This is a genomic window from Steroidobacter agaridevorans (genome assembly GCF_009932555.1).
Taxonomy (GTDB): Bacteria; Pseudomonadota; Gammaproteobacteria; order Steroidobacterales; family Steroidobacteraceae; genus Steroidobacter; species Steroidobacter agaridevorans.
Genome location: NZ_BLJO01000004.1, coordinates 508,018 through 521,149, shown reverse-complemented (window position 1 = coordinate 521,149; position 13,132 = coordinate 508,018). Strand labels below are relative to the sequence as shown.

Sequence of the window (13,132 nt, the reverse complement as noted above, 5' to 3'; positions counted from 1 at the left end):
TCGTAATAAGCGCTGTCGATCAGCACGGGCTCGCCATTGACGTGCGACGCCGGATACGCCAGCGAAATCAGATCCCGCAAAGAAACATTGTCGAGCGACAGCTGGCCGGCGGAATCGAACTTGGAGCCATGCCACAACACCGGCCGCGCCGGCGTGAGCGTGATGGTCTCGAAATAGATGCGCCCGCCGTCCGATGCCTCGCGCGCGGCGCCAGTAACGACGCCGGCCAGCACCGGGCCGTAACAAAGCGCCATCGCCACCATCAGCAGCAACATGAACCGGGGCTGGTCGAGCGGCGACGCGCGCTCCGGGCTCAGAATCGAAGTCATGCGTTGCTTCAGATCGCCGCCGCTCGACGCGGCGACGCCGGCAAATCTCGCCGTCACACCCAGCCGACAAACATGCAGCAGCGACTCCGCATAGACCACCTGCTCATGCCCGGCTTCGACCACCGATTCATCGCAGGCCGCTTCCCGCTCGCGCAGCAGGTTCGCGCCAATCCACCACACCAGCGGATGGAACCAGAAAATTACTTCGATGAGCTTATGGATCGCAGCAGTCAAATTGTCACGACGACGAACGTGACACATCTCATGCGCGAGCACCGCTTCTATCTGCGATGCACTCAGCTCGCGCATGACGGCCCGCGGCAGTATCAGCACCGGCCGAAACACACCGAACACGCCGGGCGTCAGGCCCGCCGAAGTGACGCGAACCGGAATGGGCAAATCCATCGGTAAATAGGGCGCGGACGACAGCATCGAACGCATGGCCAACCATTGGGACAACCAGCGCAGCAGCAGCGCGACGGCGCCCAGCGCCCAGATCGTCACTGCGACCATTGTGAGATTCGGCAGAACGGCGCCGTCGAACCCGCTGCCATCGATCGAGGGAACAAAGATGGCGCTGCCGGTTTCGAGCAAGCTCGGCGCCACCTGGATCGGCGCCGGCAACGACTGGCCGACGTAGTCACCCAGCTGTTGTAACAAGCTGAACGGCACCAGGAACTTCAACGACGCGCAGAACCAGATCCAGTAACGGATTTCGGCAGAATTGCGCCGGCACACTCGCGTCAGCAGCCAGGCCGCGATCAGGATCACGGTCGATTGCCACAGGTGCAGCGCGAGTTCCGTCATGCGTTCTCGTCCTTCTTGCCGAGTCCGCGCAGGATTTTCTCGGCTTCCTTGATGTCGCCCATCGTCAGTTTGCCGGTTTCGATCAGGTGCGCCATCACCGGCTGCGCCCGCCCGCCGAACAGGCCGAGCAGATCGTCGATCAAGCGGCGCTCGGCCGCCTCGCGCGTGATCGTGGCCTCGAAGATGTGCGCGTTGCTGATTTTCTTGGCGCGGCGGACCATTTCCTTCGCTTCCAGCCGATACACCATGGTCTGCACCGTGGTGTACGCCGGCCGGCCCCGCTTGGGGAACGCATCGTGGATCTCACGGATGGAGCTGGCGCCCTGCGTCCACAGCGCCTCCATGATGGTCAATTCCAGCTTACTGAGCTTCTGAGAAGGCATTCCGACCCCTGACTGGCAACGTCATCGAGCCTACGCCCGTTGTAGTAGGTCCCGCAAGCGGCTTGCACGCTACTACTACAGATGTCATAGTGCTTACGACTTCTGTGGTCAACAACACGAGGCTCCCATGGCCAACGAAACACAAGCGGTCCACAACAACTTCGATGCATTGAGCTTTATCAACGAGGCCGGCGGGCTGGCCTGGGCCATCCTGATCGTGCTGGTGGCGATGTCGCTGGCCTGCTGGTTCATCACGCTCACCCGCGTCTGGGATCAGCGCAAGATCAACAAAGATTTTCTGGAAGCGCGCAAGAAGTTCTGGACGTCGGGCAACCTGCACGACGGCATCGCCGCGCTGGGCGGCCGTGAGAATGTGTTCCGCATGCTGGCCGAGGACGGCCTGCGCGCGAAGCAATATCACCAAGGTCATCTCACTGCGGAGATGCCGCTCAATCAATGGCTGGCCATTGCCATGCAACGCTCGATGGAAAGCGTCACCGAGCGGCTGTCGATGGGACTGGCCATCCTCGCAACGACAGGCTCGGTGTCGCCTTTCATCGGCCTGCTCGGCACGGTGTGGGGCATCTTGAATGCCTTGACGCGCATCTCCCTTTCCGGCCAGCCGAGCCTCGATCAGATCGCCGGTCCGATCGGCGAGGCGCTGGTCATGACGGCTATCGGCCTGTTCGTCGCCGTGCCCGCGGTCATGGGCTACAACTGGCTCATCCGTCGTAACAAGGCCATCCAGGAAAAAATGCGTTTGTTCGCCGCCGATGTTCACTCTTATCTGGTCGGTGGCGCGCGCTTCGACACCGCCACACCGGTGGCGCGGACCCCAGCGAGCCGCGCGACGCCTATCGCGAAGACTGCTTGAGCAAGCATCCATCAGCGCAGGGACGCGCTGATGTCCATATGGCTGTCACATTGCTGACATATGCTCGTCGCATGAACCGAACCGGCCCCACACCCGCGCTGCTCGCCCTGCTCATCGCTTCCACTCTGACCGGCGCCGCCAGCGTCGCGGACCCATTACATAAATATGGCGATGAAGGAGCGTGGTGCCATGTCGAAAGTGGCTGGATGTTTCCGAAGGATGTAGGCAATTTCGCGCGGGTGCTGCAGCCGTACAATATCGACGGCAACAACGATGCAGGCGCGGAATACAAGCAGGAGTCCGGGCCGTTTCAGGGCGCGGTCGAAGTGGATGTCTATGCCGCAGATTCGGCGGCGACCGATGCGAACATCGATGGAGCGAGAACAACCGCGGCGCGTAAAGCGGGCGAAGGCGCAAAGGTTGAATCGGAGAAGTCGTTTCAAATCGATGCGGTGAAGGGTCTGCATGGCGTCAAGGTCAAGTACGCAAGGGACGCGAAGGCAGCGGGCGGGCAAACCAATCTGTACTACTTCACGACGGATCGGTGGCGTGTGAAAGTACTGGCTCAGGCCAAGCAGGCCGGTAACGAAAGCGATCGAGCGCTCGATGCGTTCGTGCAGGCGTTGCCGTGGAACACGTTGGGCACGAACCCTGGCATTCATTGAGCATCCCAGATGCGCCCTTCCGTCATCGTTGCATCGATAGGCATGCTTGCCGTGTGCGGCGGCCTTGTTTATATGCAGACGACTCGGGACGAGTCAGAGACGGCAGCGAGCGCCGCGACGACGCAGCCTTCGCGCACTGAGCAGGCGATTGCTCCCACACCAGATCAAGCTGCGACAACCACAGCAACTGCATCTTCATCGGTTGTCACCGATACGACGGTCGCGACAGCCCCGCCCAGTCCCGAGACTGTCGATCAATGGATCAAGGACACGCAAGGCAGCGATCCGAAGATCCGTGCCGCCGCGATCGCCAACCTGGCGAACGCGCCGACAGCGCAGGCGCTGCCCGCACTCAGCGAAGTAATCGACGCCGGCGAGCCGGAAGTCGATCGTCACATCGCGCTCCGCTCTCTGCACGCCCTCGCCTTGCGCGACGGCGACGAGAACGGCCAGGTCCGCGATGTCATGCGGCGTGCGATTTATCACAGCGACAACGACGGCGTCACGCAGACCGCACAGTCGCTGCTCGACGATGTCGAAGCCGCGTTCGCCGAGCGGCCATAAAAATGGCGGCGCCGAGGCGCCGCCGGTCTGGCGAATCATGCTGACTCTTGCGATTGTCTACACCAGGATCCCAACGATGCGGCCGATCGACCAATACGCCGCGACACCGCCAATGGCATAGAGCGCCGGCTTACGCGCCGCGCTGAAGAACGGCTGCGACGCCAGCACTCGGTACAGTCCATAACAAAGGACAACCACCAGCAACTGACCGAGCTCCACGCCCACATTGAATGTGAGCAATGCGACGAACAGATTGTTCTGCGGCAACCCGATCTCCGACAGCGCGCCCGCGAAGCCCAGGCCGTGCACCAGGCCGAACAGGAACGCAACCAGCGCCGGCCAGCGGCGCGACAACGTTTGTTCCTTGTTCAGCGCCTCGGCGGCGACCAGCATGATCGACAGCGCAATCGTTGCTTCCACCGGCGGCGGACGCAGCGTCAACAAGCCGAGCGAGCTCAGCGCCAGCGTGAGGCTGTGCGCCAGCGTGAAGGCGCTGATCGTGTACACCAGCCGTTTGTTGAAGCCGACCAGGAACAGCAGAGACAACACGAACATCAAGTGATCGAAGCCGGCGAGGATGTGCTCGACGCCGAGCGTCGCATAGGCCCAGGCGATCTCGCCCATGCCGCGCTTGTCTTCGGCCGAACCATACAAGTGCACTTCGGGCTGGCGGCTGGTGAGCGTAAACACCCGGCTCTGACCGTCGAGCCAGTAGATCTTCACGATCGCGGCCGAGTAATCCTCACCGACACCGTCGACGCGGAGCGTGCCGAACAGGCCTTTTTCTCCGCAGCGGAGCATGTTCATGTCCACCGCACAGCTCTCCGGCCACACGGGTGCAAGCACGACTGCTGGCGCTTTGTCGCTGCTGGCCGTCCACTGCCACAGGAATTCGCCCGGCGACGTCTCGCGCACTTCCATTTCCGCCATGCTCAGCTCATGAGCGGAAACGACGCTGGACATCAATGCCAGCAGAGCGAGGATCAACAGATGCAGCCGGCGCATCACTGCTTCACTCCATCGATCACGATGGTGTACTTCTTCGCCAGCGCGGCCACCGCGGCACTGCGCTGTTCCGACATCAGAACGTCAGTCCAGTCCTGCGTCACGACGCCACGCAGCTGTTCGTAGTCCGCAGGTTCCGCTGGGACGACGGCATCCAGCCGCATTGCCCGCCAGCCACTCTTGGTCTGCAACGCACGCCACTCGCCCGCGGGCGCGCTTTCAAGCACAGTCGCGAATTCCTCGCCGTAGCTGTCGACGAGATTGGCGTGCGGCCGATCGGTGAACACGCGCAGCCCCGCTTGCACCTCCGGTGTGGTCCCGGAATTCAGTGCGCTGACGAACGAGCGCACCGTCGCTTCCGAAGCTTCGCCGGACAACACGGCTTCCTGGAAATTGAACCGCTGCGGAATGTCATAACGGGCGCGGTTCTTCTCGAACCATTCGCGCACCGCTTTGTCATCGAACGCCGGGCGCTTGGTGTTGCTGTCCACCATGCTCAGCGCTTTGAAGATCACGCGCTCGCGGATGGACTTGTCGCCCTTGTCCAGACCGAGCGCCAGGCCTTCGCGATACAGCACTTCGTTATCCAGCCACACCTGCCGGAGCGCCTTCAGCTCGGCGGCATCGGGCTTGCGGCCGCGCGCGGCTTCGAACGCCTGCTGGGCTTCGGCATCGACCTGCCGGTCCAGCTCGATGCGGTTCGGATCGTCGGCCTGGCCGGCGATCAGGGAGTCGACGCCGAACAGCACGGCGCCGATCAGAATGAAATGAAACAACGGCTCGCGCGTCCACTTGACGCGCTTCGCGGGCACAGCGGTCGCATTGGAGGTCGACGAAAGCTCGGAACCCGACAAAACAGATGACATATGTAATCGCCCCGACAGAAACAAATGAACGCCGCGCGTTGCCGCGCGGCGTTCGGATGGCTCCTCGATAGCGGAAGTATTACTTCACGCCAGCGACCCGGATGCCGTTCTTCACTTCGATGAACACCGGATTGCTGTAGAACCACAGGTCGGCCCAGGCAGCGACGTCATAGCTGACATACTGCTGGCCGGTGACGGCCGGAAACCGCTCCATGTGTTCCGGGCAACCGTCGATGCTGGCGCCGGTGTAGACCGTGTCGGCCGGAATCGTCGTGGACATCTTGGCCGTGCAGGGAATGCGCAGCTTCGAGGCATTGCTTGCGTTGGTGTAGATGTCCGCGAGCGGATTGCCGTTCGCATCGGTCTCATAAGGCACGGAGGCCGGCAGGTTGGTGCCGCGCAGACGCAGGTACTGCGAAGCCTTCACGCCGGAGACCCGGAACGACGCCACCTTGTACTCGCCCTTCGAGGTCCAGGTGCCGTTGCCGAACGTCTTCAGAATGCCGGCCGTGGTGTTCTTCGCACCCGCGGGCACGCTGTTCATGTCCGGATTGTCGACCCAGTTGTCCGGCCACTGACCGGCGTAGTCCGGCGAGCTCGGCTTCTTCATGCCGCTCACCAGGCCGCCGATCACGTCGAGGTGATCCAGCACCGGCTTGTTCAACGGCTGAGTCTTGCTGATCTGGAGCAAGGACGGATTCGCGAAGGTGTACGGCGAGTAGTTGGTGCCGGACGGATCGCGAACCACGATCGCCACGAGCACGTCATCGCCCTTGTCGACCTTGAGCTTCTCGCCCATGCCGGCGCAGTTCGCACCACCGACGTCTACATCGGTGCCGTTCTTCGCCGCTTCGAGAGCGATGGCTTCGAGCATATCCGCACCATTGTCCCGGCCATGGCGACGGTCATAGTCCTTGAAGCGCCAGTCGGAGCAAGCCACGAACGCCAGGCGATCGATCAGCTGACCGGAAGCAGCAAAGCTGTTGCCGCTGCGCAGACCGTCGACGATCTCGTGCGGCTTGGAAATGCGGTCCTTGTCATCATGATGATTCCAGCGCGCGTTGTGCCAGCCGTAGTCCTTGTCACGGTTGTCGCGGCTGTCCTGGCGGACCATCACGAAGTCGCGCTGATATTCGCCAGGATAGAAGTCCTGGGTCGAACGGCGATCGTCCGGAGCGAAGCTGCCGCGGTTGTGCCAGTCGGAGCTCGCGAAGAACCACCAGTTGCGGCCTTCACCGAGCAGCGCGTCCCACACCCCGCCGACCTGTGCGGCATAAACGCCGGTGCCGCCCCAGGTCGTGCCGCCGACGCTGTCGACGCGCACGCCGCCGATGCTGTTGCGATCCGGGCTGTATTCGCCGCGGTTATCGGAAGCACCGTGACCCGGCTGGCTCTCGAAGCCGAACGCGACCTTCGGCGCCGCGTTGTTGAAGTTACGCAGGTGTTCGATGTTGAAACCGTTGTTGCCGTCCGGGTTGAACGGTCCAGCGCGCTCGAGGTGCGCCGGCACGTAGTAGCTGGTGTTCGGGTGATACGCCTTCATCCACTCCAGGGCCTGCACGGTCTTCTGGTGACCGCGCACGCCGCTGCCGGGACCGCCGGCCGGGAACAGCTTGGCGGCATTCGGCTTCCAATCCGGATTGCTGGAATTGTCGATGCCCGGCACCGAGCAATCCCAATTGTTCGAACCGCCGCGGCTGTTGTCGGTGTCGCCGCGATCGAAGCAGTACGACCACTGAGCGAGCGCGTTGGCGTCGCCGACCGGCACGTAGCTGCCCGGGCTCACGTCGCCGCTCTTGCCGACGACCTGGCCGCTGACGACGGACATCGAGGTGTGCTCGTGACCGGCGACGACCGACTCCAGGCCCATGAACACCGGAACGTTCTTCTTGGCGCTCAGATATTCGGTGACCGGATATTGAATCGACTGGATCGACTGCCAGCGCCACATGCTGGGATTCGCCTGCGAAGCGAGCGGCGTGGTCGAGCTGCCATCGGAAGAGCCGGTGTTGCCCTTCACGGCGGCGGCGCCGATGCTGTTCGCCCAAGTGGTCGTCGGGCCGCGGCCTTCGACGTACGGATATGCCGGGGTGCTCAGCGACGCGTCTTCGACGAGCGTGCAATTGCGGTTGCCGCTGCCGCCGTGGCCGGCCTGCACGAACCAGTCGAGGCCCCAGGGCGTGTCGCGCTTGTCGGTCGACTTCTTGACCAGCTTCTCCATGGAGATGGAGCCGTCGGAGCAAGTGGTGTGGTTGTGGAAGTCACCGGTCTCGTAGCGGCCCTTCGAGCGCGAACCTTTGTCCCAACCGTCCCAACCGTGGCGACCCGAATCCGTGGCTGATGCTGTGGCCATCGTGGCCACACTGAGAACAGCCGCGACCGCACTCGCGATCTGGCTCCGGGTGATTGCAACTGTCATTTGTATCGAAGCTCCCTTCAAGCTGTCGGGGTGTTGTGAGAAGTGCCGCAGCGTAGAGAGCGGATATGACTACATTGTGAACAATAGATGATCCTTGCGACCGATCTGCGACTTGCGTCGGCGTCGCTGTCACGAAGCTGTAGCAATCGGCTTCCTACAATAGAAGGTTGCGCAACCGCGCGAAGCCATCGAAGCAGCTCTTGGAAATGTCTGGTACGCCTGAGGTCATTGGCCTTTTTCCCACGCCGTTCATGAGGATAGCCGGCGCGCTGGATCGTCCGCTGGTCGCTGGATTGGTCAGTCACTTCAGCGCGCACGCGCGCACCTTGAACAATTCTTCGGCGAATCTTTCGCATACGACGATGCTCAAGCCGTCGGACAGTCCGCTGCTGGTGACTGCCGCTACGGTGATCACGCCGATGCTGAGCGAGTTCGGCGCATTGATGTTCGGCGAGCGGCTGCCGTGGGCCCTGAAAGAGATGTGGGTGAACCTGCTCGACACCGGCGGGCGTCAGGCCATGCACAACCATGCCAACAGTTTTATCTCCGGGGTCGCCTATCTGACGCCTACACATCCGGATTCGCGAACTGTGTTCATGAAGTCGCCGGGCGGTACGGAGTTCTCGTTCAAGAACGATCATGCCGGCGTGGTCACGGGGCCGTACAACGCCGAGAAGTGGGTCAGTCCGCAGCCCGAGCCGGGCGATATCGTTCTATTCCCCAGCTACATCATGCATGCCGTGCCACCCAATCCGGGCGAGCGGCGGATCACGTTGGCGTTCAATGCGATCCCGACGCAGCTGGATTCGTGGGGATACAAGATCGGGTTCAGTGGTTGAGCGGCGCTGATTCGCGAATGCCGGCCACACGCGAGATATCGAATGGCTAGCAGCGAGCGATTGTTAGACCTCACGAGCCTCGCTGCCAGAGCGAGTGAGCTCGAGCGAGGGCGCTCGCGTCGGATCTTGCTCGCTTGCTTGTTGATGGTCGCCTCCGGATTTGCCGGACTCGCCTATCAAATCGTCTGGACTCAGCAGAGCACGTCTTGGCTTGGTCACGAGTCGGCGGCCGTGCTTGCCGTTGTCGCGGCGTTCTTCGGTGGCTTGGCGCTCGGCGCGCTGACGCTTGGCTCGCGTATTGATCGGAGTGCGCGGCCGGCGCGGTGGTATGCGGGCTGTGAGATTGTCATCGGCGTTTGGAGCCTGACGCTTGCGGCGTTGCTCGAGCCGGCATCGAGTGCGCTGCTTGAGTTGATCGGTCCGCAGCCCTCGGCGACGTGGCACTGGTTCGTCGCGTTCTTCGGCACGGCGCTGCTGCTCCTTCCAGCCACTGTGGCGATGGGCGCGACGCTGCCTGCGATGGAGCGCGTGTTCGCAAAAACGTCGTCTCGGAATATCTCGATCAGCGCGCTGTACGCGGCGAACACAGCTGGCGCCGTTGTCGGAGTGATTGCCGCCGCGTTCTGGCTCGTGCCGCAACTGGGATTGGCGCACTCGGCACTCGCCTGCGCCGTCCTGAACTTTGTCTGCGCAGCAGCGGCGCTGAGTTTGCAGACGAACGGCGCGACCGAAATGCCCGCACCGCGCAGCGAGATCGCGCGACAGCCGAATCATGTTCTCGTACTGCTCGCTGCAACCGGCTTGCTCGGCATCGGCTATGAAGTACTCGTCGTTCGTGCGCTGAGCCAGGTCGCGGAGAACACGGTCTATACGTTCGCTCTGCTGCTCGCGGTCTATTTGATCGGCACAGCGCTCGGTGCGGCCGCGTACAGCCGTTGGCAGTCGTCCAACATCAGCACGACGGCGAACGATAGTGTCGCATTCAAAGCGGCCTCCAATCGCTTGCGCACTCCTCTTATACAAGCGCTCGCCGCCACCTGCCTCCTTGGCACGCTCCTCCTCGCCGGCGCAGACGAAATAAAGAGCTCGCTGATTAGCATCTTCGGCCCGAGCGTCACAGCGGCGCTGGCGGGCGAAGTCGCCATGGCAGTCATCGCCTTCTTGCTGCCGACCATCGTGATGGGCGCACTCTTCAGTCATCTCAGCACCGAGGCTCGCGACGGCGGCATCAGCTTCGGCCACGCCATCGGCGTGAATACCTTGGGCGCAGCCATCGCACCTCTGCTCTTCGGTGTCGTACTGCTGCCCCTGCTGGGACTGAAACCGGCCTTGCTCCTGATCTCCGTCGGCTACTTATTACTAGCCGCACGATCCGCATGGTCGCGACCTGCGCAATGCGCAGTGCTCGCGGCGACTACAGCCAGCGTCATCTGGAGTCCATCGCTACACAACACGCACATCCCGCCCGGCGGTCGATTGGCCAGTTACTTCGAAGGCGTGATGGCCAGCGTGAGCGTGATCGAGGACGAATCCGGCGTCGCGACCCTGCATATCAACAACCGGCAACAGGAAGGCAGCAGCGCCACTCTTCCGGCGGATGCGCGCCAAGCGCTCGTCCCAATCCTCCTTCATCCAAATCCCAAGCGTGCGTTGTTTCTCGGTCTCGGTACTGGACTGACCGCATCCTCGGCGACACTGCAACCGTCGCTGCAAGTCGATGTCGTCGAGCTGGTGCCAGAAGTAATCGATGCGGCTCGGCACTTCGAGACCTCGTACTCAGAAGCGGCCGACCGCTCACGCCTGCACACGATGAGCGCCGACGCCCGACGCTTCGTTCGCACGAGCGAGCAACAGTACGATGTGATCGTCGCCGACAACTTCCATCCAGCCCGCAGCGGCTCCGCATCTCTATACACCGTCGAGCACTTCGAAGCCGTCCAGCAACGGCTGGCGGAAGGTGGCGTGTTCTGCCAGTGGCTGCCACTGCATCAGCTGGACCTCGACACTCTGCGGAGTATCGTCCGATCCTTCCTCGCCGTGTATCCGAACGGCTCGGCAGTCCTGGCAACGCTCAGCCTCGACACACCCACCATCGGATTGATCGCCCATCGCGACGGCGAACTCTTCAGCCGCGAACAAGTACGCGCGCAACTGTCCGCCGCGAGTTCTTATGACGTAGAAGGCTTCGGCCTCCACGACGATCTGGCGCTGCTCGGCAGCTTCTTTGCCGGCCCGCGCTCACTGGCAACGTTTGCCGGCGCTGCGCCGCTCAACACCGACGATCGTCCCATCGTCGCGTATCGCGCACCGACCATCACTTACTCACCGGTGTCGACGCCGCGCGAACGCTTGCTGGAATTATTGAGCGACGTCGAAATCAGTCCCGAAGAACTCCTGGCGGGCGAACCAAACTCAGCCTGGAACAGCCGGCTCGCGGCCTATTGGACAGCGCGCAATCGCTTCATCGAAGCGGGCCGCGATGTACGCCCGACCGCGGATGTCCGCGACATGCTGGCTCAGGTGCGCCAGCCGTTGCTGGAAGTGCTGCACATCAGTCCGGATTTCCGTCCGGCTTATGACCCGCTGGTCCGCATGGCCGCTGCCCTCGCCGGCGAGGACAGCGCGGCCGCACGCTCCTTGCTGAGCGAATTGCAGCAGGTACAGCCCGATCGGCCGGAAGCCGCGCAACTGCTGAATGCCATCGACTCACAGGCGCAGTGACGATCAGGCGTGCGCACGCCACTCGTGGTGACGCTCGCTGCGGATCGATCCGGAAATATCGCACAGCAGGCCGGTGATCAACTCGATCGCGTCATCGAGCGCGATGATGCCGACCGCCGCACCACTGGCATCCACCACCGGCACGCGACGAATGCCCGCCAGGCGCATGACTTGCAGAACGTCTCTTAGTTCGTCGTGCTCGTACGCCAGGATGGGCTGCCGGGTCATGACCTCTTGAACCCTGACGGTGTGAGGATTGCGGTCGGCGGCAGTGACCTGCATGACGATATCCCGATCGGTCAGCACACCGGTGAGTCGATGCGAATCGTCATCCTGACGATAGACGGCCAGCAGGCCCACGTGCTGATCCCGCATCACGCGGGCAGCGGTCACGATGTCGGCCGTATCCGCAATGGAGATCACACCGCGACAGCAGTGCTCGCTTACGTTCATGACTCTCTCCTCGACGCCAGGTGCGGCTGGCGCTCTCCCAAAAGTCATTCCGTTACTTACCCAGTCGTCTGGGTGCGTTGGGCACTGGTTGAGTACGTTTTGTATTGCTGGGTCAACCGAACTCTAGATAGCAGCCCTCGGGCCAGCCATGCGTACAAATGCCGATCTTCTTTACAGCAGCGCGCGCTCGCATTCAGCTTTTCCGGCACTAAAGCGCGGCGTGGCGAGAATCACTATAATGACGGCCGGTGAGCGAACAGAGTTGTCGCCGCCTTCGCTAATGTCAGCAACTTCTCTGTATTCGAAAATTCTCGGCCCGGCCTTCGAGCGACTTGCACCCGCTCTCAAGAGCATTCACGACGCCCGCTGCGCGAAGCGCTTCGTCGGCCGATGCGATATCCGCGGCGGCGGACTGATTGCCAGAACCATCGCCCGCCTCGCGGGACTGCCCATCGCCCAGACCGATGTTCCCATCGAAGTCACCGTTAACACCACGGATGCGAACGAACACTGGATACGAAAGTTCGGCAGTCAGCGCATGCAATCGCGACTGACCTGTCGCCGGCAGCGAGTGGAAGAGCGGCTCGGACCGCTGGTGCTCACGTTCACCTTGTCTGCGGATCGGGAACGTATCGTTTGGTCGTTGTACAGCGCGCGGCTGGCATTGTTACCTTTGCCGGTGACCTGGCTGCTGGAGTGCGCCGCGACGGAGTCCGTTCACGACGGTCGCTACGGTTTCGACGTCAGCGCGGCCATGCGCGGCGTCGGCCTGATCGTTCACTACAAGGGCTGGCTGGTCGAACATCATGGATAGAGTGCTCGTGTTCGACGGCGTCTGCGTGTTGTGCGGCCACTGGGTCGGCTTCGTGCTCGAGCACGACCGGCATCGTTTGTACAAGTTCGCGGCCATGCAGACCGCCACCGGGCGCGAGCTCTTGAGGAGTCATGGACTGGATCCGAACGATCCGCAGTCGTTTCTGTTGCTGGAAGGCGGACGAGGCTATATGGACACGGATGCCCTCATTCGAGTGCTCAAATCCTTCGGTGGACGCTGGCGCGCCGTCGCGACGTTGATTCAACTCACGCCTCGTTTCTTGCGAGACGCGCTCTATAGAGCGACCGCGCGCAACCGCTATAAGCTGTTTGGGCGACACGACGTCTGCATCGTTCCGAGCGCACAGACCGCGGATCGGTTTTTGAGCTGACC

Annotated in this window: 13 protein-coding genes; 7 read left to right on the top strand and 6 right to left on the bottom strand. The window is 62.4% G+C overall.

Annotated elements, in window-relative coordinates; all coding sequences use genetic code 11:
* Together GYH35_RS16955 and GYH35_RS16950 are read right to left on the bottom strand one after the other, a co-directional pair.
* Positions 1-1,136: M56 family metallopeptidase (locus GYH35_RS16955; RefSeq protein WP_161829017.1), on the bottom strand; the 1,136-nt coding region annotated here is incomplete at its 3' end.
* Positions 1,133-1,519: a BlaI/MecI/CopY family transcriptional regulator gene (locus GYH35_RS16950; RefSeq protein WP_129647512.1), complete on the bottom strand. Its 387-nt coding sequence runs from the start codon at positions 1,517-1,519 to the stop codon at positions 1,133-1,135. The genes GYH35_RS16955 and GYH35_RS16950, both read right to left, overlap by 4 nt.
* Positions 1,520-1,646: 127 nt before the next feature.
* Here GYH35_RS16950 and GYH35_RS16945 point away from each other — a divergent pair, with 127 nt between their 5' ends.
* The 3 genes from GYH35_RS16945 to GYH35_RS16935 all read left to right on the top strand — a co-directional run bounded on the left by GYH35_RS16945 (position 1,647) and on the right by GYH35_RS16935 (position 3,622).
* Complete coding sequence (locus GYH35_RS16945; RefSeq protein ID WP_161811092.1) at positions 1,647-2,393, top strand: MotA/TolQ/ExbB proton channel family protein; 747 nt, start codon at positions 1,647-1,649, stop codon at positions 2,391-2,393.
* Positions 2,394-2,464: 71 nt separating this feature from the next.
* Complete coding sequence (locus tag GYH35_RS16940) at positions 2,465-3,058, top strand: hypothetical protein (protein WP_161811091.1); 594 nt, start codon at positions 2,465-2,467, stop codon at positions 3,056-3,058.
* 9 nt (positions 3,059-3,067) lie between these two features.
* Positions 3,068-3,622, top strand: coding sequence for a hypothetical protein (locus tag GYH35_RS16935; protein WP_161829016.1), 555 nt, complete (start codon positions 3,068-3,070; stop codon positions 3,620-3,622).
* Between the two features lie 57 nt (positions 3,623-3,679).
* Here the strand turns inward: GYH35_RS16935 and GYH35_RS16930 are convergent, their stop codons facing one another.
* From GYH35_RS16930 to GYH35_RS16920, 3 genes are all read right to left on the bottom strand, one after another.
* Positions 3,680-4,627 carry a HupE/UreJ family protein gene (locus GYH35_RS16930; RefSeq protein WP_161829154.1) on the bottom strand — a complete coding sequence of 316 codons (948 nt, stop codon included), beginning with the start codon at positions 4,625-4,627 and terminating at the stop codon, positions 3,680-3,682.
* Complete coding sequence (locus GYH35_RS16925; protein WP_202624372.1) at positions 4,627-5,493, bottom strand: peptidyl-prolyl cis-trans isomerase; 867 nt, start codon at positions 5,491-5,493, stop codon at positions 4,627-4,629. The genes GYH35_RS16930 and GYH35_RS16925 overlap by 1 nt, the downstream gene beginning before the upstream one ends.
* 79 nt (positions 5,494-5,572) lie before the next feature.
* Entirely contained in the window at positions 5,573-7,846 is a 2,274-nt protein-coding gene (locus tag GYH35_RS16920) for a hypothetical protein (protein ID WP_235936797.1), read from the bottom strand.
* Positions 7,847-8,118: 272 nt separating this feature from the next.
* Between GYH35_RS16920 and GYH35_RS16915 the strand changes: the two genes are divergently transcribed.
* Both GYH35_RS16915 and GYH35_RS16910 read left to right on the top strand, forming a co-directional pair.
* Positions 8,119-8,751, top strand: coding sequence for a putative 2OG-Fe(II) oxygenase (locus GYH35_RS16915; RefSeq protein WP_161829015.1), 633 nt, complete (start codon positions 8,119-8,121; stop codon positions 8,749-8,751).
* A 42-nt stretch (positions 8,752-8,793) separates the two neighbouring features.
* The gene (locus tag GYH35_RS16910) at positions 8,794-11,472 is read left to right on the top strand and encodes a fused MFS/spermidine synthase (RefSeq protein WP_161829014.1); all 2,679 of its coding nucleotides are present in this window, start codon (positions 8,794-8,796) and stop codon (positions 11,470-11,472) included.
* Between the two features lie 3 nt (positions 11,473-11,475).
* Here the strand turns inward: GYH35_RS16910 and GYH35_RS16905 are convergent, their stop codons facing one another.
* The gene (locus tag GYH35_RS16905) at positions 11,476-11,925 is read right to left on the bottom strand and encodes a CBS domain-containing protein (RefSeq protein WP_161811087.1); all 450 of its coding nucleotides are present in this window, start codon (positions 11,923-11,925) and stop codon (positions 11,476-11,478) included.
* Positions 11,926-12,205: 280 nt separating this feature from the next.
* Here GYH35_RS16905 and GYH35_RS16900 point away from each other — a divergent pair, with 280 nt between their 5' ends.
* Together GYH35_RS16900 and GYH35_RS16895 are read left to right on the top strand one after the other, a co-directional pair.
* Positions 12,206-12,739 carry a DUF4166 domain-containing protein gene (locus GYH35_RS16900; RefSeq protein ID WP_161811086.1) on the top strand — a complete coding sequence of 178 codons (534 nt, stop codon included), beginning with the start codon at positions 12,206-12,208 and terminating at the stop codon, positions 12,737-12,739.
* On the top strand, positions 12,732-13,130 hold the full coding sequence (locus tag GYH35_RS16895) for a thiol-disulfide oxidoreductase DCC family protein (RefSeq protein ID WP_161811085.1): 399 nt from the start codon (positions 12,732-12,734) through the stop codon (positions 13,128-13,130). Before GYH35_RS16900 ends, GYH35_RS16895 begins: the two co-directional genes overlap by 8 nt.
* Positions 13,131-13,132: the final 2 nt, after the last annotated feature.